Consider the following 21000-nt stretch of genomic DNA (forward strand, 5'->3'; position numbering starts at 1 on the left):
ATTAAGTTTTTATAGCTTCGTATATTAAACGAGCTGTTTTTTCGCTGGCGCCTTTTCCGCCCAAAGTCTTTTCTAATTCGTAATAGGCTAAAAATAGTTGTTTACGATATTCAGAATCCAATATATGGTCTAGTTCTTCCTTCAATCGTTTTTTATTGAATTCATTTTGTATCAGTTCTGTAACTACTTCTTTGTCCATTATTAAATTTACTAACGAAATAAACTTAAGGGTTATTATCCGTTTAGCAATTTGGTACGAGATTGTACTTCCTTTATAACAGACTACTTGAGGCACTTTAAAGAGAGCAGTTTCAAGGGTTGCAGTTCCCGATGTAACTAGAGCTGCATAAGAGATACTCAATAAATCATAAGTTTTATTTTCGATGAATTTTACATTGGTCGATTTTATAAATTGTTGGTAAAAACTGAAATCTTGACTCGGTGCGCCTGCAATAACAAATTGATAGTCTGGATAATCATCTATTAAGCTCAGCATAACTGAGAGCATTTTTGTTATTTCTTGCTTTCTACTACCAGGTAGTAAGGCAATAATTGGTTTGTCTCCAAGATTATTGTCTTTTCTAAAATTAAGTTCATTTACCTGATTTCTATTTGCGATAGCATCAATTAAAGGATGCCCCACAAAGGTAACTTCATACCCATGTTTTTTATAGAAAGGTTTAACAAAAGGAAGTATAACAAACATGGCATCAATATCTCGCTTTATGGCTTTTACTCTGCTCGCTCTTGAAGCCCAAACTTGAGGTGAAATGTAATAATTGGTTCTAAAGCCTTTTTGTTTTGCCCATTTCGCTATACGTAAATTAAAACCTGAATTGTCAATAAAAACGATACCATCAGGATTAAAATTTTCAATATCAGATTTACAAAATGAAATATCTTTAAAAATCTTGTTGAGGTTCATTAAAACTTCAGCAAAACCCATAAATGCTCGTTCTTTATAGTGTTTTACTAAGGTTCCGCCAGCTTGCTCCATAAGGTCGCCACCCCAAAATCGAATATCTGCATTAGTATCTAGTTTTTTTAATGCGGATATAAGATTGGATCCATGTAAATCACCTGATGCTTCTCCAGCAATAATGTAATATTTCATTTTTCAGTGAACAGGTTATGCGCAGTCCAAACCTTTCTAATCAATTTTTAGTAATATCCTCTCGTCTGCGCTCGAGGGAAAAGAAATTAAAAGAGTTTAAAAACAAAGGTAAAAACAGCAATAAATACAGTTATTAACAGCACACCTCTTGCTCTATAATCTTGCTTTTTTTTAATAAAAATAAAGAACGCGATTAAGTTTAAGATAGCTCCAAGACTAATGAGTTTCCCTAAAAATCCTTCTTGAGCGGCGGCTTTAATTACGTCCGTAAAATCATCGCCCTTTCCCAATAAATTAGATGCAATAAATAAACCTATAGCATTTGCAATAAGTCCTACTAACATACCAATAAAAATATCTTTCTTCATTAATTATATATTTCTGTTTTTATAAATTCCAGTTATTTAAATCCTTTAAAAAGTAATGTGCGGTTAAATCAAATTGTGCAGGAACTAACGAGATATAACCGTTTTCAAGTGCCCATTCATCAGTATCTTCACCACCATCTAAATTTACAAACTTTCCAGTAAGCCAGTAGTAATCTTTTCCTTGAGGGGTTTTGCGTTTATCAAATTCTTCAACCCAATTTGCTCTGGCTTGTCTACATACTTTAATTCCTTTAATTTCCTTTTCTTCGATGTTTGGAATATTAACATTTAAAACAACACCGTTAGGTAATCCATGCTCCAAAACTTGTTCTGTTATTTTTTTTACAAAAGACTTAGAGGCTTCAAAGTTAGCATCCCAACTGTAATCTAATAACGAAAAACCTATGGCAGGTATGCCTTCAATTCCAGCTTCAATAGCAGCACTCATAGTGCCCGAATATATCACATTTATCGATGCATTCGAACCGTGATTTATTCCAGAAACACAAAGATCTGGTGTTCTGCCTAGAATTTCTCGAATTGCCAATTTAACACAATCGGCAGGAGTTCCTGAACAACTAAATTCTTTTTGAGGTCCGTTGTCAATATTTACTTCTGTGGCATACAATGTGGCATTTAAAGTAATGGCATGCCCCATACCACTTTGAGGGGAATCTGGAGCAACAACTACAACATCACCAATAGTCTTCATTACAGTAATTAACGTCCTGATTCCTGGGGCATTAATACCGTCATCATTCGTTACAAGTATAAGTGGCTTTTTGCTCATATTTTTGTTAAAAATCATCGCTAAAATACGTAATTTCGTTAGTAAATGGTTAAATTCTTTGGTTTAACAAAAAATTAATAACGATTCCCATAATTGGCATGGTTTTTTCTTTATTTTAGTGAAAATTATGCTGTGCTTACTAGAAGCAAAAAAGATTTAAACATGAAAAATATTATGAAAAGGAATTATAAAGTGCTATCGCTGTTGCTTTTGCTAGCTTTTGCGTCGTGTAGCTTCACATCAAAAAAATTCAGTAATCCAGATAAAGATAAATTGTTAATTCAAATAATTACGTTTGTAATTGAACAAGGTCATTTTGATCCTATCGCTATAGATGACGCTTTTTCAGAGGAATTATTTGAGGATTTCGTTGAGGTGATGGACCCAGTAAAACGATATTTTTATAAGTCTGATTACGAAGATTTTGCAAAATTTAAGCACATTATTGATGATCAATTAAAAGTTACAGACATTACGTTTTTTAATGTCGTTCATGATCGTTTCCTAAAACGAATTGAAGAATCAAAAGAGATATATAAGGAGATTTTGTCTCAACCCTTTGATTACGCTCTCGATGAGAGTTTTGATACTAATTACGAAAACACTGATTTTGTAAAAAATAAAAAAGAGATGAAGGATCGATGGAGAAAACAATTAAAGTTTTCTACACTTTCTAATTATGATGATATTTTAGACGAAGAAAAAAGGCTTAAAGAAAAGGACCCTTCTTACATTATGAAATCAATCGAGCAAATCGAGAAAGAGGCAAGAGAGGCTACATTAAGATCTATAAATATTTATTTTGAAGATTATATTGACGATCAAAAACGTGAAGATTGGTTCGCTTTATATGTAAATACAATTGTTGAAGAGTTTGATCCTCATACTTACTATCTAGCCCCAAAAGGTAAAGAAGATTTTGATCAGCGTATGTCTGGTAAATTAGAAGGCATTGGTGCAAGACTTCAGAAGCGAATGGATTATATAAAAATTGTAGAATTAATATCAGGTGGTCCAGCGTGGAGAAATAAAGAGCTTGAAGTTGAAGATGTGATTTTAAAAGTAAAACAAGAAGATGAACAGTTTCCAGTAGACATTGTTGGAATGCGAATAAATGATGCTATTAAATATATAAAAGGCCCTAAAGGGACAAAAGTAACACTAACCGTAAAGAAAGTTGATGGCACTATTAAAGATGTAACCATAACCAGAGATGTTGTGGAGGTATTTGATACTTATGCGAAATCATCAATAGTTGAAAAGGATGGTAAAAAGTTTGGAATTATAGATTTGCCAGCTTTTTATGTTGATTTTGAAGACTACAAAAATATTAATGCCGCTAAAGATGTAAAGCATGAAATTGAGCGATTAAAAGAAGAAGGCATGGAAGGATTGGTGCTCGATTTACGCAATAATGGTGGAGGTTCTTTGCCAACAGTTGTAGATATGGCTGGTTTATTTATTAAAGATGGCCCTATCGTACAGGTGCGTTCTACAAACGAGCCAAAAGAAGTTTTAAAGGACAGAGATAAATCTATTGTTTGGGATGGTCCGTTAGTAATTTTAGTTAACGAAATTTCAGCTTCGGCATCCGAGATTTTGGCTGCTGCAATGCAAGATTATAAGCGTGCAATCATTATAGGAAGTAAGCAAACATATGGAAAAGGTACAGTGCAAAATGTTATTAATTTAAATAACATGATTAGAACAAATACTAGCGGCGATTTAGGAGCTTTAGCCCTTACAAGACAGAAGTATTACAGAATTAATGGAGGATCGGTTCAATTGGAGGGCGTTAAAAGCGATATTACAGTTCCAGGTAGATTTAGTTTTATTGATGTAGGTGAAAAAGACAAAGAAAATCCATTGCCTTATGATGAAATAGATGCTGCGGATTACACACCATGGGAATACTACTTTGATTATGATGCTACAATTACTAAAAGTAAGCAACGTATGAGTAATAATGAACAATTAAAGCTTATTGAAGAAAACGCCAAATGGGTAAAAAGTAAAATTGATGAGACGGTTTTCTCATTAAATTATCAAACATATAAAGCGCAAGTTGAAGCAAATGAACTTGAATCTAAAAAGTACGATGCTATTACAAATTATAATTCTGATTTAACTTTTGATTCTACTAGATTTGAAAAGCAACTCATTGCTCAGGATACTACAGATTTAAAAGAAAAACGCAAGCGCTGGCATGAAAGTTTAAGTAAAGATGTTTATGTAGAAGAAGCTTTAAACGTTTTAGAAGATTTAAAAACCGCTTATCCAATTAAAAAAGTAGCATCCACGGTACAGAAATAATTTAGTTTATGAGTCAAAAAACAAACTCACTAAAACAATTAGCGCTCCAAAAGTTTAAAAAGAACTTTTGGGGCGTTTTAAGTTTTTACTTCATTGCGTTGGTGGGGTTGATTTCAATTTTTGCATATGTGTTCGCTCCAGACAATTCGCAATATGCCAACCAAATGCATTTAGCAATTCATTCAAAACAGCCTGGTTTTAAGGTTCAAATGCTAACCATTCCATCAAAAATCACAATGAACCAAAGCCTAATTGATAGGGTTTTTTTTGGAAGGAAAAATACAAATACGGAAGTTCCTATTTCAGAATATACTATCACAGAAGATGAATTAGTTTATAAAGAATTTGCCTCTGATGGATTGCAAGGTGCTGAAAAAGAGCTTAAACTAAATATTTTTCCCAATAACTCCCCTAAAGAATATATAGAGCATAAGACTTTTCTTTTCGGAACAGATAAATATGGTAGAGATTTATTAAGCCGTGTATTAGTAGGCGCAAGAATTTCTTTTTTTATAGGATTTGTCGCGGTTCTCATTTCCCTAATTATTGGTGTAACCTTGGGAAGTATTGCGGGTTACTTTGGAGGAAAAATTGATGCCCTAATCATGTGGATTATCAATGTTACATGGTCTATACCTACGCTTTTATTGGTAATTGCTATAACGCTAGCTTTAGGTAAAGGCTTTTGGCAAGTTTTTATTGCTGTTGGTTTAACAATGTGGGTGGAGGTCGCAAGAGTGGTTCGTGGGCAAATTATAAGCACCAAAGAAATGCAATATGTAACGGCCGCAAGAGCGTTGGGATATAATGATTTTAGAATTATAACGAAGCATATTTTACCTAATATAATGGCGCCAGTAATTGTTATTTCAGCGGCTAATTTTGCCGCTGCTATTTTAATAGAAAGCGGACTCAGTTTTTTAGGTATTGGTGCCCAACCACCAATGGCTAGTTGGGGTGCTATGATAAAAGATCATTATAATTATATTATACTTGGAAAACCTTATTTAGCCGTTATACCAGGACTTTGTATAATGAGTTTGGTTATGGCATTTATGCTCATTGGAAATGCGTTAAGAGATGCTTTTGATGTGAAAAGCTAAGGTAGAAGAGAAGCTCAATTTAATTTGAGTTTAGATCATAAAATTAATTAGAATCTATTTGCATGTTTTCATTCAACGAATCAATATAATTTAAAACATCATCTTTCCCAATATCTTTAGAAGAGGAGGTGATAAAGTAATTTGGCATGTCTTCCCAAGTTTCTAAAAGTACAGATTTGTAATCTTCAACATGTCTTATAATAGCATTAGGTTTCAATTTGTCAGCTTTTGTAAAAATGATAGAAAAAGGAATGCCATTTTCCCCGAGCCACTGCATAAATTCTAAATCTATGGGTTGAGGTGTGTGTCTTATATCCACTAGAACAAATGCCGTTACAAGCTGTTCGCGGAGAGAAAAATACTCGGTAATAAATTTTTGAAATACTTTTTTAGAACTTTTAGATACACGTGCATAACCATACCCAGGTAAATCTACCAAGTGCCAATTTTTATTAATTAAAAAATGATTGATAAGCTGAGTTTTACCAGGTCTGCCAGATGTTTTAGCTAAACTTTTTCGGCTGGTAAGCATGTTAATCAAAGAAGATTTTCCAACATTGCTTCGTCCTATAAAAGCGTATTCGGGTAGTCTGCTTTTAGGGCATTTTGCAACATCAGAGTTGCTCATAACAAATTCGGCAGATTTAATGTGCATATACGTTTTGAGTTTCGGATTTGGAATATCTTAATTTGTAAATCTAATGAATTGCTCTTTTTTGCAACCAAGAGTCGAGAATTTCATTAAATTCCTTTGGGTGTTCCATCATAGCGGCGTGTCCACATTTATCAATCCAAAACAATTCCGAATCCGGTAAAAGTTCATTAAATTCTACCGCAACTTCAGGTGGTGTTACTGTATCATTTTTACCCCAGATAATGCATGTTGGTGTTTTGATTGTTGGTAAGTCTTTAGACATATTATGCCTAATGGCACTTTTTGCAATGGCTAATGTTTTTATAAGCTTATTTCGGTCGTTTACAGTTTCATAAACTTCATCAACTATTTCTTTTGTGGCTATAGCAGGATCGTAAAAAACATCTTGCGCCTTCTTCTTAATGACTTCATAATCGCTTCGTTTGGTGTAACCTCCACCCATAGCGTTTTCATACAATCCAGAACTGCCAGTAATGATAAGTGCTTTAACGCTTTCTGGAAATAGTTTGGTGTGGTACAAACCAATGTGCCCTCCTAAAGAATTCCCTAATAGAATCACTTCTTTATAGCCTTTAAACTCAATAAAGTCGTGCAAATATTTTGCAAAATGCTTCACGTTTGTTTTTAATAAAGACAGTGTGTAAAGTGGTAGTTCGGGTATAATTACTTTATAACCCTTATTACTAAAATATTGAGTAACTGCATCAAAATTACTTAAACCTCCCATAAGGCCATGTAATACAATGATTGTTGTCCCTTCACCTGCTTCTATATAGCTATAGTTTTGTTCTTTTTTTAAACGATGCGTCATTAATCGGTTAGTCATTCATTCGTTAAAAACAAATATAGGTATTTCATTCATAATTCCACCATAATAATTGTTTTCGAGAAAAAAAGTGAATGATGATCATTTCAAAATTAAAATATCAACTATGTTAAGACGGAAAAGTAGTAATACATATAAAATATTCAAGTAGTCTCAACATGTGGTTTTTGATTTATAAATCGGATAAAAAACAACTTTCATCAAAAATTTATTAACAAAGTGGTATTAAGTGGTATAATGTGGGATATTTTTCAATATATTTGACACTTAATCGTTTAAAAGTCAACAAACCTTCTTTGGATTTAATTACAGGAACATACGATTGTAAAGTGGATGCTAAAGGCAGATTAATGATGCCTGCGTCTATCAAAAAGCAACTTTCTGCTGTTTTGCAGGATGGTTTTGTGCTGCGTCGTTCGGTGTTTCAAAAATGTTTAGAGCTATACCCGATGGGTGAATGGCAGGTGTTGATGCAGAAGATGAATAAGCTTAATAAGTTTAAAAAGAAGAATAACGATTTCATAAGAAGGTTTACTGCCGGTGCAAAAATGGTTGAAGTTGATGTGAATGGCAGGTTATTGATTCCAAAAGATTTAACAGTGTTTGCTAATATTTCAAAAAATATTGTAGTGGCTTCGGCTATTAACATTATTGAAATTTGGGATAAAGATTTATACGAACAAGCTATTGATGATGCAGCATTAGATTTTGCTGATTTGGCTGAAGAGGTAATGGGACAAGATGATGACGACCATGGAATATCATAATCCTGTGCTCTTAAAAGAAACTGTTGATGGGCTGAATATAAGTCCAGATGGTATTTATGTAGATGTCACTTTCGGTGGTGGTGGACATAGTAAAGAAATATTAAAACGACTTGGTGATAAAGGAAAGCTATATGCTTTTGATCAAGATTCGGACGCTCTTAAAAATACAATTGATGATGATAGGTTTACGCTAATTCATGAAAATTTTAGATTTCTAAAACGGTTTTTAAGGTTTCATGGTGTGAGGCAAGTTGATGGAATTTTGGCGGATTTTGGAGTGTCATCTCATCAATTTGATGTGGCAGAACGAGGTTTTTCAACACGTTTTGAAGCAGATTTGGATATGCGAATGAATCAGGCTAGCGAACTTTCTGCATTTCATGTGGTTAATGAATATGATGAAGAACAAATAAAGCAAGTGTTATTGCAGTACGGTGAGTTGCGTGCAGCTCCTGCCATGGCAAAATTAATTGTTGAGAGCAGAGCAAAACAGCCGATTGTAACAAGCGAACAATTAAAAGCAGTGCTTAAAAAGTTTTTGCCACCGCGTTTTGAAAATAAAGTGTTGGCCCAGATTTATCAAGCTATTAGAATAGAGGTCAATCAAGAAATTGAGGTTTTAAAGGAGTTTTTGATGCAAACTCCAGAAGTGTTGAAACCAGGAGGTCGTTTAAGTTTGATATCCTATCATTCTCTTGAAGATCGATTGGTGAAACGATTTATAAGAAACGGTATGTTTAGTGGTGAGCCAGAGCGCGATATGTATGGCAATTTTGAAGTGCCACTTAAAAAAGTAAATGGGTTAATTGTACCAACGGCAGAAGAAATAAAAATTAATAACAGGGCAAGAAGTGCGAAACTGAGAATTGCTGAGAAATTATAAATGAAGAAGAATATCTATAACATATTAAAAGGGACTTTTTTAGTTAGTGATGATTCATTTAGAAACTGGCGTTTCATAATATTTATTTCAGGTCTTGCAATAATCATGATTGCTAGCTCGCATAGTGCAGATAAGAAAGTTTACGAAATAGCCAGGTTAAAAAATGAAGTTAAAGAAATGCGATCGGCTTTTGTTGATGGGCGTTCAAAACTTATGAGACTTAAAATGGAGTCGCATGTTATAGCTGTAATGAAAGAAAAAGGGTTGGCGCCCTCCGTAATTCCGCCAAAAAAAATAAAAGTTAAAAAGCAAAATTGATAACGCACCCTTGGCAGTAAACGAGAGAAACATATTAAACCGTTTGTATTTTATAGCTGGATGTATGTTCATCTTCGGTCTTGCTGTGGTGTTTAAATTATTAAGTATCCAGTTTCTTCAAGGAGATGTTTATAGAGCTAAAGCCACAGAGCGTGTTGTAAAAAATGTTATTATTCCTGCCAACAGAGGAAATGTGTATTCGGTTAACGGCAATTTATTAGCCACGTCAATCCCTAAATACGATATTCGTTTAGATGCACTTACCCCTTCATCAAAAACTTTCGAAAAACACATCAAGACGCTTTGCGATTCTCTTTCAAAATTTACAGGTAAATCCTCTAATCAAATAGAAAAGGATGTGAGACGGGCACGTGCAAATAAAAACAGATATTTTTTATTGGCTAGAAATATTGGGTATTCAGATTATATCCGATTAAGAAATTTTCCATTATTAAACCTCGGTGCTTTTAAGGGTGGTTTAATAGTAGAGCAAACTACAAAGCGTGAACATCCTATGGGTGGTATCGCTCAAAGAACAATTGGTTACGAGCGAATTGATGATAATGGAAATGTGACTAGACCTGGAATTGACGGTGCTTTTGGAGTGAAATATTTACGAGGTGTCGACGGGCAACGTAAAAAACAACAAATAGGGAAAGGGCAGTGGAAACCTTTAAGTGATGCCAATGAAATTGAGCCAAAAGATGGGTATGATGTTTATACAACCATTGATGTTAACATTCAAGATATAGCGCATCACTCATTGCTGGAACAATTAGAAAAATACAAAGCAGACCATGGCTGTGTTGTAGTAATGGAAACTAAAACGGGCGAAATTCGTGCCATTTCAAACCTTGGAAGAAATAAAAACGGACATTATTATGAGCGTTTAAATTACGCTGTAGGTGAAAGTCATGAGTCAGGTTCTACATTTAAACTTATGGCGCTTGCCGCAGTTTTTGAAGACAAACTTGCTGATACCAGTGATGTAGTGGATACAGAGAAAGGCATTGTAAAATATTATGGAAAATCAGTTCGAGATTCTAAACATGGTGGCTACGGAAAAATTAGTGTTGCCAAAGCTTTTGAGGTGTCATCAAACACTGGTATTGTTAAAGTAATAGATAAAGCCTACAGAAAACAGCCAGAAAAGTTTGTTGATAGATTGTATGAAATGAATCTTCAAGACAACTTAAATCTCCCTTTAATTGGTGAGCCAGAACCTATAATTCCAGATCCTAGGGTAAAAAATGGGCGTTGGAGCGGTATTGCTTTGCAGTGGATGGCTTATGGTTATGGCGTTCAGTTTACCCCATTACAAACCCTTACGTTTTATAATGCCATTGCGAATGATGGAGTTATGGTTAAACCTAGGTTTTTAAAAGAGGTTAAAGAGTTTGATAAAGTTATTGAGCCTTTTAATAAAGAGGTAATCAACAAACAAATATGCTCTAAAGAAACCATCGCTAAATTGCAAACATTGCTCAAAAATGTTGTTGAAAAGAAACATGGAACAGGCCACAGGTTGTATTCTGAAAACTTTTCGATGGCAGGAAAAACAGGTACTTGTCAAAAAAATTATAGAGATAAGGAAAAGCTTAACTACATCTCGTCTTTTGCTGGATATTTCCCTGCTGAAAACCCAAAATATTCTTGCATTGTAGTTATTCATGAGCCTGATAAGAGCGTTGGGTATTATGGTGCCGATGTTTCTGGTCCTGTGTTTAAAAGAGTCGCGCAAAAAATCTACACAGATACACCATTAATTGATGAGATAGAATCTTTAGAAGTTCAAATTGGTTCAGTTGAAGAAGATTATGAAAGCTATTATAAAACAGCGCAAACTTATAAAACAATTATGCCAAATGTTGTTGGTATGCCAGCAATGGATGCCTTAGCATTGTTAGAAAATATGCAAGTAAATGTTGCTGTAAAATTAGAAGGTAGCGGTGTTGTTAAGGCGCAATCAATCAATAAGAACACAAAATTAAAAAACAATCAAACTATAGTCTTAAGAGCCTCATGAAAGTTTTAAAAGACATATTATATAAGGTTACTTTAAACGCTGTCGTTGGTTCGACTAGTGTCGAGTTGTCTACTATAGAATTCGACTCTAGAAAAATAATAAAGGGCAGTTTGTTTGTGGCAATTCGAGGTTCAATCACAGATGGTCATGAGTATATTGATAAAGCAATAAAAAATGGTGCCACTAGTGTAGTTTGTGAAGCGATTCCAGAAAAATTGGTAGATAGTATTACCTATATAGAAGTTGATAATACCAGTAAAGCATTAGCGGTAATGGCATCAAATTACTATGAAAACCCTTCAGAGAATTTAAGGCTAGTTGGTGTTACAGGTACAAATGGAAAAACTACAGTAACAAGCTTGCTGTATCAATTATTTAAAAAAGCAGGATATAAAGTTGGGTTGCTCTCAACTGTGAAAATTATGGTAGATGAAACTGAGTATAAGGCAACTCATACTACTCCAGATTCTTTAACCATAAATAAGTATTTAAGAGAAATGAATGATGAAGGTGTAGAATTTTGCTTTATGGAAGTGAGTTCTCATGGCATTCATCAATATAGAACCGAAGGTTTGCATTTTGAAGGTGGAATCTTCACAAATCTTACCCATGATCATTTGGATTATCACAGCACATTTGCTGAATATCGCGATGTTAAAAAGAAGTTTTTTGATGAGCTTCCTAGTAATGCATTTGCGTTATCTAATGTCGATGATAAGAACGGTTTAGTGATGTTGCAGAATACAAGAGCTAAAAAATATACCTATGCTTTAAAGCAATACGCAGACTACAAAACTCAAATTTTAGAAAATCAATTTGGAGGCTTATTACTCAAAGTTAATGATAGTGAAGTTTGGACAAGACTTATTGGAAATTTTAATGCCTACAATGTTTTGGCTATTTACGCTACTGCTGAATTGTTGGGGTTAGAACGAGTTGAAATATTGCGCTTAATAAGTGATTTAGAAAGTGTGAGTGGAAGATTTCAGTACGTGGTATCAAGTGATAAAATTACCGCCATTGTTGATTATGCTCATACTCCTGATGCTTTAAAAAATGTATTAGAAACTATTAATAGCATTCGAACTAAAAACGAAGAGTTAATAACAGTTGTGGGTTGCGGTGGAGACAGAGATAAAACCAAACGACCAAAAATGGGACATATCGCCACGGCCTTAAGTACCAAAGTCATTTTTACAAATGATAATCCCAGAACTGAAAACCCTGATCAGATTTTAAAAGAAATTGAATCTGGAGTAGAGCCCCAAAATTTCAAGAAGGCATTAACCATTGCGGACAGAAAGCAAGCCATAAAAGCAGCATGCCAAATGGCGCAACCCAACGATATCATATTAATTGCTGGAAAAGGTCATGAAGCCTATCAAGAAATTAATGGTGAGCGATTTGATTTTGATGACCTTAAAATAGTAAAAGAACTTTTAAAACAATTACAGAAGTAAATGTCATTCTAAGCTTAAGCAAAGAATCTCAAAAATAATAAGATGTTATACTACCTATTTGAATATTTAGAACAGCAGTTTCAACTTCCAGGGGCTACTCTTTTTGGGTTTTTAACCTTTAGAGCTGCAATGGCAATGATTTTGTCGCTGTTAATTTCTACAATTTATGGTAAAAGAATTATCCGTTTTTTACAAAGACAACAAGTAGGTGAAACGATTAGAGATTTAGGGCTTGAAGGGCAGAAAGAAAAAGCAGGAACACCTACTATGGGTGGTGTAATTATCATTTTGGCTACGCTTATTCCTGTACTGTTATTGGCAAAATTAGAGAACATTTATATCATTCTTCTCATAGTAACCACATTATGGATGGGAACTATAGGGTTTATAGATGATTACATTAAGAAGTTTAAAAAAAATAAAGAAGGACTTAAAGGGCGCTTTAAAGTTTTAGGGCAAGTAGGATTAGGAATTATTGTTGGAGCAACTTTGTTTTTCCATCCTGAAGTAACGATGAAAGAAAAACTGCCCATTGCAGAACAGCGAGCGTTGTTGGCTGAAAATCCAGATATCGAGCCTTTTAAATTGTTTAAAGATGAAGTTAAATCCACCAAAACTACCATTCCTTTTGTTAAAGGAAACGAGTTTGATTATTCAATGGTCATTACTTGGATAAGCCCAAATCTTGAAAAATACGCGTGGATAGTATTTATTTTGGTTGCCATTTTTATAATTACAGCAGTTTCTAACGGCGCAAATCTTACCGATGGAATAGATGGGTTGGCAGCTGGAACTTCTGCAATAATTGTGCTCACTTTAGGGATTTTTGCCTGGGTATCGGGTAACATAATTTTCTCAGAGTATTTGAATATTATGTATATACCAAGAGTTGAAGAAATTACAATTTATATCACGGCATTTGTAGGTGCATTAATTGGTTTTTTATGGTATAACACATTTCCTGCTCAGGTCTTTATGGGTGATACGGGAAGTTTAACCATTGGTGGAATTATAGCAGTAATTGCTATTGCAGTTAGAAAAGAATGGTTAATTCCAGTATTATGCGGCATCTTTTTAGCCGAAAACCTTTCTGTAGTAATGCAGGTAAGTTGGTTTAAATACACCAAAAAGAAGTATGGTGAAGGACGACGAATTTTTAAAATGTCACCATTGCATCACCATTATCAAAAATCTGGATATCACGAAAGTAAAATAGTTACACGTTTTTGGATTGTAGGCATATTGCTCGCAATCCTTTCAATTGTAACATTGAAAATTAGATAATACTTGTTATGCTGAGTGTAACCAAAGCATTTCATAAAAAGAATGAAAAAACAACGATTAGTCATATTAGGAGGGGGAGAAAGTGGTGTTGGAACAGCACTTTTAGGAAAAGCGAATGGATATGATGTTTTTGTTTCAGATAAAGGAAAAATAAAAGAGAATTACAAACAAGTTCTTTTACATAATGAGATTGAATGGGAAGATGAAACGCATACAGAATCAAAAATTCTAAATGCTGATATCGTCATGAAAAGCCCTGGCATTCCCGATAAAGTTGCATTGGTTAAAGCTATTCGTGATAAAGGAATTCAAGTCGTTTCAGAAATTGAATTTGCGTCTAAATTCACAAATGCTACAGTTGTTGGGATAACAGGAAGTAATGGTAAAACTACCACGGCAACGTTAACGCATCATATTTTAAAACAAGAATTAAATGTAGGGTTAGCAGGAAATATTGGAGATAGTTTTGCAAAACAGGTTTTAGAAAATGATTATGAAAATTACGTGCTAGAAATAAGCAGTTTTCAGTTAGATGATATCATTGGTTTCAAGCCTAAAATTGCCGTATTACTCAATATTACACCCGATCATTTAGATAGATATAATTATGAATTTGAAAATTATATCCAATCAAAATTTAGAATTGCCTTGAATCAAACAAAAGAAGATTATTTGATTTATGACGCCGATGATGAAGTGATAACAAATCATCTAAAAAACAACCCAGTTCAATCCCAATTATTGCCATTTTCATTAACAAAAACTATTGAAAATGGCGCGTATTTAGATAAAGAAAACATAAAACTAACAATAAATAACAATCAAATAATTATGCCAACAGGAAACATAACTTTAGAAGGAAAGCACAATATTAAAAATGCCATGGCAGCTTCCACTGTGGCACATTTACTAAAAATTAGAAAACAAACTATTCGTGAAAGTTTAGAGAATTTTCAAGGTGTCGAACATCGTTTAGAGCAGGTGCTTAAAATCAACAAAGTGCAGTACATAAACGACTCAAAAGCCACTAATGTAAATGCAACGTATTATGCGCTTGAAAGTATGGATGCTCCAACGGTTTGGATTGTAGGGGGTGTCGATAAAGGAAATAATTATGAAGAGTTATTTCCGTTTATAAATGAAAAAGTGAAAGCCATTATATGTCTAGGTGTTGATAATGAGAAGCTAATGAACACTTTTGGTAATATGGTTGATGTGATTATTGAAACGCAATTTATGAGTGAAGCTGTGAAAATAGCTTATAAAATTGCAGAAGCTGGCGATAACGTTTTGCTATCTCCTGCTTGTGCAAGTTTTGATTTATTTGAAAACTATGAGGACCGCGGTCGCCAATTTAAAAATGCAGTAAGAAACTTATAATTATAGTTAAAAGTGCAAACCCTATTTAAAAACATAAAAGGCGATAGATTAATTTGGGCAATAGTAGCGTTATTGGCTATTCTTTCGTTTTTACCTGTATACAGTGCCGCTAGCAACTTAGCTTACAAAGGTGCAGGCAGTAGTACTTTTACTTTTTTTATTAAGCACTTTGTGCATTTGGTTTTAGGATTTGCAATTATTTATGGTGTGCATAAAATTCCATACAGGTATTTTAAAGGCTTGTCATTAATAATGATACCAGTGGTTTTAGTTTTGTTAGGATTAACCATTCTTCAAGGAAAAACTATTGATGGTGCGAATGCTAGCAGATGGATTCAAATTCCCTTTGTCGGTATGTCTTTTCAAACATCTACCCTAGCTGCTGTTGTGCTTATGGTGTATGTGGCAAGATATATGTCTAAAATTAAAGACGAAATTATCACCTTTAAAGCATCTATATTACCGCTATGGCTGCCTGTTTTTCTCATCTTAATCTTGATTTTGCCTGCAAATTTCTCAACGGCAGCAATTATGTTTTTAATGGTGTTAATGTTGGTATTTTTAGGTGGATATCCACTGAGGTATTTAGCCGTAATTGTTGGTTCGGGTATTTTGGTTTTAACTCTTTTTATTTTAATAGCTAAAGCGTTTCCAGATGCTATGCCTAATAGAGTTGATACGTGGATGGGACGAATTGAAAGTTTCTCTAACCCTGAAGATACGGAAGCTGATTATCAAATAGAAAAGGCAAAAATTGCCATTGCTACCGGAGGAATTAAAGGTGTAGGCCCAGGAAAGAGTATGCAAAAGAACTTTTTACCACAGTCGTCTTCAGATTTTATTTTCGCCATTATTATTGAAGAATATGGATTAATTGGCGGGTTTGTAATCATGACATTATACTTGTGGTTATTATTTAGAATTGTAATTGTTTCGCAAAAAGCAGATACTATTTTTGGTAAACTTTTGGTATTAGGTGTTGGGTTGCCAATTGTATTTCAAGCCTTAATTAATATGGCTGTTGCAGTAGAATTGTTTCCGGTTACAGGTCAAACCTTACCATTAATAAGTAGTGGAGGTACATCAATTTGGATGACATGTTTAGCCATAGGAATAATTTTAAGTGTTAGTGCAAAACGAGAAGAAATAAAAGAACAAGAGATAAACGAAGACAATCCATTAGAAATACTTTCGGAAACTATATAAATGAGCAACTATAAAATCATATTATCTGGTGGAGGTACAGGAGGACATATTTATCCTGCCATTGCCATTGCAAACGAGTTAAAATCGCGTTTTCCTGATGCTGAATTTTTGTTTGTGGGTGCTAAAGATAGGATGGAAATGGAAAAAGTTCCTCAAGCCGGATATCGTATTGAAGGATTATGGATTTCTGGTGTTCAGCGTAAGCTTACCATGAAGAATTTAAGTTTTCCTTTTAAAGTGATGAGTAGTCTTTTAAAAGCTCGAAAAATCATCAAAACATTTAAGCCAGATGTTGCCATTGGTACAGGTGGATTTGCAAGTGGGCCATTGTTGCAAGCAGCGGTTTCTAATAAGATTCCTTCGTTAATACAAGAGCAAAATTCATATCCTGGAATAACCAACAAGATTTTAGCAAAAAAAGCTAAAAAAATATGTGTCGCTTATGATGGGTTGGAACGATTTTTTCCAAAAGATAAAATTATAAAAACAGGAAATCCTGTACGTCAAAGTTTATTAGATATTGAAACCAAAACCGTTGAAGCAAAAAAATTTTTCGATTTAGATGCTAATAAGCTCACGTTATTGATAATTGGCGGGAGTTTAGGTTCTAGAAGAATAAACCAACTCATAGAAAAGGAGCTCGACTTCTTCGATACTCAAAACATCCAAATTATATGGCAGTGCGGTAAGTTGTATTATCAGCAATATAAACTTCACGGTAACACGAAAAGTATTCAGGTTTATGAATTTTTAAATAATATGGATTTTGCTTATGCCGCGGCAGATATAGTGATTTCAAGAGCAGGGGCGGGGTCGGTTTCAGAGCTATGTATTGTTGGGAAGCCTGTGATTTTTATTCCATCGCCAAATGTGGCAGAAGACCATCAAACCAAAAACGCCATGTCTATTGTGAAAGAAGATGCAGCTTTAATGATTAAGGAAGAAGATTTAGATGCAAATTTTGAAAACACGTTATCACAGCTTATCCATTCAACTGAAAAGCAAAAAACATTAGGCAAAAACATAAAAGCACTGGCATTGGTAAATGCTACAAAAGATATAGCAGACGAAGTCGAAAAACTTCTCAAGGAAAGTAAATGAATTTAAAAGATATCCATAACATCTATTTTATTGGCATTGGCGGTATAGGCATGAGTGCTTTGGCTCGCTATTTTAATGCCAATAATAAGCTTGTTTCTGGTTACGATAAAACACCAACAGATATCACTAATGGATTAAGAGAATTGGGTATTGAGGTTAATTTTACAGATTCAGTCGAAAATATTAAATCTGTGTTACAAAATAAGGAAACAACATTGATTGTCTATACGCCTGCAATACCTAAAAACCATGAACAATTAAATTATTTTAAAAACAACGGATTTAAGGTATTTAAACGTTCTCAAATCTTAGGATTAATTACAGAAAATACATTTTGTTTAGCAGTTGCGGGTACACACGGAAAAACAACTACAACAAGTATTTTAGGACATCTAATGCATGAATGCCAAGTGCCTTTAACTGCTTTTTTAGGTGGAATTAGTGAGAATTATAATTCAAATTTAATTTTGGGTGGTAATGAAGTTTCTGTTGTTGAAGCCGATGAGTTCGATCGTTCGTTTTTAACCCTCTCACCGAATTTAGCTTGCATTACCTCTATGGATGCAGATCATTTGGATATTTATGGTGATGCTTCAGAATTAAAAAAATCCTTTGAAGATTTCACGAAAAGGATAAAACCTAGCGGGAAATTGTTTATTAAAAATGGCTTGCCTCTAAGCGGTATAACTTATGGGATAGAAGACGATTCAGATTATACAATTCAAAATATAAAAATAGATAATGGTACTTATGTTTTTGATGTAAAAACTCCAAAAACAGTACTAGAAAATTTAAAATTTAACCTACCTGGTAGACACAATTTGTCGAATGCATTAGTAGCCTTGGCGATGGCTGTAGAATATGGTTGCCCAAACCAACAGCTCGCCAAAGCTTTAGCATCTTATAAAGGTGTAAAACGCAGATTTACGTATCACATTAAAACTGATGATTTTGTGTTTATTGATGATTATGCCCATCATCCAGAAGAAATAAATGCAGTGTATCAAGCAGTTAGAGAAATGTATCCTATCAAGAAAGTATTAGCCATTTTTCAGCCTCATTTATATAGTAGAACGAATGATTTTGCAGATGAATTTGCAAAAAGCTTATCTCAGTTTGATGAGCTGATATTATTAGATATTTATCCAGCTAGAGAATTGCCGATTCCTGGTGTTACCTCCGCTTGGTTATTAGAAAAGGTAAGTCATAAAAACAAGCAACTCATTGGTAAAAATGAATTGCTCACTAAAATACACGAATCTCAAGCTCAAGTTATTTTAACAATGGGCGCTGGAGATATTGGAGAAGAAGTAAGACATATTAAAAAGGAATTTAGTTATGCGAATTAATTGGGGCTACATAAAATTAGTGGTTTTGTTTGCTGTGGTGGTCTTTTTGTTTGCCTTTGCTACGACAAGAAATGGTGAACGACAAATTACAGAACCAAGCATAAAATTTGTTGGCGAAAACAATTTGTTCTTAACAAACGAAACTGTTAGTAAATTGTTAATACAAAATTATGGCGCTCTTAAAAACGTGCCTAAAGAAACTTTAGTTTTGGATGAATTAGAAAAAGCCCTCAAATCTAATCCTATGGTTAAAAATGCTGAAGTGTATGTGTCTGTAAATGCTACACTTAACGCGGAAATAGAACAAAAAACACCTATTGCAAGAGTAAGTACAAATGCGTCTTATTATATTGATGATGAAGGTTCATTCATGCCATTGTCAAAAAATTATTCTGCACGAGTGCCATTAGTTACTGGTTATGTGGAAAAAAATAATTTAAAAAACGTCTATAAAATAGCTCGAAAAATTAAAGAAGATGAGTTTCTAAAAAAACATGTTTTTGAGATTCATCAAGATAGAGATAAGAAGCTTTATTTAAGACTAAGGAAGTGTGATTTTTTGGTGCAAATAGGTGATGAAAAATTTTTGGATAAAAAAATAAATAACCTCAAAGCATTTTATAAAAAAAATCAAAAGGATAATACACTAAACAGTTATAGTAAAGTGAATTTACAGTTTGAAAATCAAGTAATATGTACCAAAATTTAAACTATGGAGCATAATTTAGCAGTAGGATTAGACATAGGAACCACGAAAATTGTGGCAATGATTGGGCGTAAAAATGAATACGGCAAAGTTGAAATTTTAGGTATAGGTAAATCTAAAAGTTTGGGAGTGCATCGTGGTGTTGTAAACAACATAACCCAAACTATTCAGTCTATTCAACAAGCTGTTCAAGAAGCAGAAGTTGCAGCAGATTTAAAAATAGAAGATGTAACTGTTGGGATAGCAGGACAACATATAAGAAGTTTACAACATAGTGATTATATCACCAGAGCGAATTCTGAAACGGTGATTGACGAAGATGATATTGATAGACTTATCAATCAAGTTCATAAACTTGTAATGCTTCCGGGTGAAGAAATTATTCATGTACTGCCTCAAGAATATAAAGTTGATGGTCAAGCCGAAATAAAAGAGCCCATTGGCATGTATGGTGGTAGATTAGAAGCTAATTTTCATGTTGTTGTTGGTCAAGTATCATCCATTAGAAATATAGGGCGTTGTGTACAAAGTTCTGGATTGAACCTTGAAGGAATTACCCTCGAGCCTTTAGCATCTGCTAATGCCGTTTTAAGTCAAGAAGAAAAAGAGGCAGGTGTTGCTTTAATTGACATAGGTGGCGGAACAACAGATTTGGCCATTTTTAGAGATGGAATCATTCGTCATACGGCAGTAATTCCATTTGGAGGTAATGTGATTACTGAAGATATTAAAGAAGGTTGTTCTATAATTGAAAAGCAAGCCGAATTATTAAAAATAAAATTTGGTTCTGCGTGGCCAGGGGAAAATAAGGATAATGAAATTGTTTCTATTCCTGGGTTAAGAGGAAGAGAGCCTAAAGAAATAACCTTAAAAAACTTATCTAAAATTATTCACGCCCGTGTTGTTGAAATAATCGAGCAAGTGTATGTCGAGATAAAGAATTACGGACACGAAGAACAAAAGAAAAAATTAATAGCCGGAATAGTTTTAACAGGAGGAGGAAGTCAACTTAAACATTTAAAGCAATTAGTTGAATATATCACAGGCATGGATACTAGAATTGGGTACCCTAATGAGCATTTAGCAGGCGATAGTGATGACGATGTTACGAGCCCGCTTTTCGCAACTGCGGTTGGTTTAGTGTTAGATGGTTTAAAACGTCAAGAAAGAAAAAAAGTTGAACTGCAAGAGGAGATAATAAGTCATGAAGAAGAATCGGAAGATGAAGACGAAGTAAAAGAAAAACCATTAAAAGAACGACGCTCTTTTCTTGATAAGTTAACCGAACGTGTTAAAGACTTTTTAGATAATGCAGAGTAGAACTATAAAATAAAAAGTCTTTAAGACTTAG

General features: G+C 33.9%; 19 protein-coding genes. 14 read left to right on the forward strand and 5 right to left on the reverse strand.

Annotation, left to right across the window (positions count from 1 at the left end):
* Window position 1: 1 nt before the first annotated feature.
* The 3 genes from lpxB to surE form a co-directional block, all read right to left on the reverse strand.
* Window positions 2–1114 carry a lipid-A-disaccharide synthase gene (gene lpxB / locus BUA46_RS12515; protein WP_019387934.1) on the reverse strand — a complete coding sequence of 371 codons (1113 nt, stop codon included), beginning with the start codon at window positions 1112–1114 and terminating at the stop codon, window positions 2–4.
* Window positions 1115–1200: 86 nt separating this feature from the next.
* The gene (locus BUA46_RS12520) at window positions 1201–1482 is read right to left on the reverse strand and encodes a hypothetical protein (RefSeq protein WP_019387933.1); all 282 of its coding nucleotides are present in this window, start codon (window positions 1480–1482) and stop codon (window positions 1201–1203) included.
* A gap of 19 nt (window positions 1483–1501) precedes the next feature.
* Window positions 1502–2272, reverse strand: a complete 771-nt coding sequence (gene surE, locus BUA46_RS12525) for a 5'/3'-nucleotidase SurE (RefSeq protein WP_026010065.1) — start codon at window positions 2270–2272, stop codon at window positions 1502–1504.
* 174 nt (window positions 2273–2446) lie between these two features.
* Between surE and BUA46_RS12530 the strand changes: the two genes are divergently transcribed.
* Together BUA46_RS12530 and BUA46_RS12535 are read left to right on the forward strand one after the other, a co-directional pair.
* Entirely contained in the window at window positions 2447–4585 is a 2139-nt protein-coding gene (locus BUA46_RS12530; RefSeq protein WP_035106402.1) for a carboxy terminal-processing peptidase, read from the forward strand.
* 8 nt (window positions 4586–4593) lie between these two features.
* Complete coding sequence (locus BUA46_RS12535) at window positions 4594–5688, forward strand: ABC transporter permease (protein ID WP_019387930.1); 1095 nt, start codon at window positions 4594–4596, stop codon at window positions 5686–5688.
* A gap of 43 nt (window positions 5689–5731) precedes the next feature.
* Here the strand turns inward: BUA46_RS12535 and yihA are convergent, their stop codons facing one another.
* Entirely contained in the window at window positions 5732–6343 is a 612-nt protein-coding gene (gene yihA, locus BUA46_RS12540) for a ribosome biogenesis GTP-binding protein YihA/YsxC (RefSeq protein WP_019387929.1), read from the reverse strand.
* Between the two features lie 43 nt (window positions 6344–6386).
* Window positions 6387–7154, reverse strand: a complete 768-nt coding sequence (locus tag BUA46_RS12545) for an alpha/beta fold hydrolase (RefSeq protein ID WP_019387928.1) — start codon at window positions 7152–7154, stop codon at window positions 6387–6389.
* A 311-nt stretch (window positions 7155–7465) separates the two neighbouring features.
* On the opposite strand from BUA46_RS12545, the gene mraZ reads away from it, so the two are divergent.
* The 12 genes from mraZ (at window position 7466) to ftsA (ending at window position 20969) form a co-directional block, all read left to right on the forward strand.
* Window positions 7466–7936: a division/cell wall cluster transcriptional repressor MraZ gene (mraZ, locus tag BUA46_RS12550; protein ID WP_019387927.1), complete on the forward strand. Its 471-nt coding sequence runs from the start codon at window positions 7466–7468 to the stop codon at window positions 7934–7936.
* Window positions 7911–8819, forward strand: coding sequence for a 16S rRNA (cytosine(1402)-N(4))-methyltransferase RsmH (gene rsmH / locus BUA46_RS12555; protein ID WP_072794756.1), 909 nt, complete (start codon window positions 7911–7913; stop codon window positions 8817–8819). The genes mraZ and rsmH overlap by 26 nt, the downstream gene beginning before the upstream one ends.
* Entirely contained in the window at window positions 8820–9137 is a 318-nt protein-coding gene (locus BUA46_RS12560; protein WP_019387925.1) for an FtsL-like putative cell division protein, read from the forward strand.
* Between the two features lie 64 nt (window positions 9138–9201).
* On the forward strand, window positions 9202–11163 hold the full coding sequence (locus BUA46_RS12565; RefSeq protein WP_019387924.1) for a penicillin-binding protein: 1962 nt from the start codon (window positions 9202–9204) through the stop codon (window positions 11161–11163).
* Window positions 11160–12623 (forward strand): UDP-N-acetylmuramoyl-L-alanyl-D-glutamate--2,6-diaminopimelate ligase, encoded by a 1464-nt coding sequence (locus BUA46_RS12570; RefSeq protein WP_019387923.1) that lies wholly within the window; start codon window positions 11160–11162, stop codon window positions 12621–12623. The genes BUA46_RS12565 and BUA46_RS12570 overlap by 4 nt, the downstream gene beginning before the upstream one ends.
* A 42-nt stretch (window positions 12624–12665) precedes the next feature.
* Entirely contained in the window at window positions 12666–13907 is a 1242-nt protein-coding gene (mraY, locus tag BUA46_RS12575; protein ID WP_019387922.1) for a phospho-N-acetylmuramoyl-pentapeptide-transferase, read from the forward strand.
* 42 nt (window positions 13908–13949) lie between these two features.
* A complete protein-coding gene (gene murD / locus BUA46_RS12580; protein WP_019387921.1) occupies window positions 13950–15287 on the forward strand; it encodes a UDP-N-acetylmuramoyl-L-alanine--D-glutamate ligase in 1338 nt (445 codons plus the stop codon).
* Between the two features lie 12 nt (window positions 15288–15299).
* Window positions 15300–16493, forward strand: a complete 1194-nt coding sequence (locus tag BUA46_RS12585) for an FtsW/RodA/SpoVE family cell cycle protein (protein ID WP_019387920.1) — start codon at window positions 15300–15302, stop codon at window positions 16491–16493.
* Window positions 16494–17594, forward strand: coding sequence for an undecaprenyldiphospho-muramoylpentapeptide beta-N-acetylglucosaminyltransferase (gene murG, locus BUA46_RS12590; RefSeq protein ID WP_019387919.1), 1101 nt, complete (start codon window positions 16494–16496; stop codon window positions 17592–17594). It abuts the gene before it with no gap.
* Window positions 17591–18943 carry a UDP-N-acetylmuramate--L-alanine ligase gene (gene murC / locus BUA46_RS12595; protein ID WP_019387918.1) on the forward strand — a complete coding sequence of 451 codons (1353 nt, stop codon included), beginning with the start codon at window positions 17591–17593 and terminating at the stop codon, window positions 18941–18943. Before murG ends, murC begins: the two co-directional genes overlap by 4 nt.
* Complete coding sequence (locus BUA46_RS12600) at window positions 18933–19652, forward strand: cell division protein FtsQ/DivIB (protein ID WP_019387917.1); 720 nt, start codon at window positions 18933–18935, stop codon at window positions 19650–19652. The genes murC and BUA46_RS12600 overlap by 11 nt, the downstream gene beginning before the upstream one ends.
* 3 nt (window positions 19653–19655) lie before the next feature.
* Window positions 19656–20969: a cell division protein FtsA gene (ftsA, locus tag BUA46_RS12605; protein WP_019387916.1), complete on the forward strand. Its 1314-nt coding sequence runs from the start codon at window positions 19656–19658 to the stop codon at window positions 20967–20969.
* The last annotated feature ends 31 nt before the right edge of the window (window positions 20970–21000 follow it).

It is taken from the genome of Algibacter luteus (assembly GCF_900141715.1).
GTDB lineage: Bacteria > Bacteroidota > Bacteroidia > Flavobacteriales > Flavobacteriaceae > Arenitalea > Arenitalea lutea.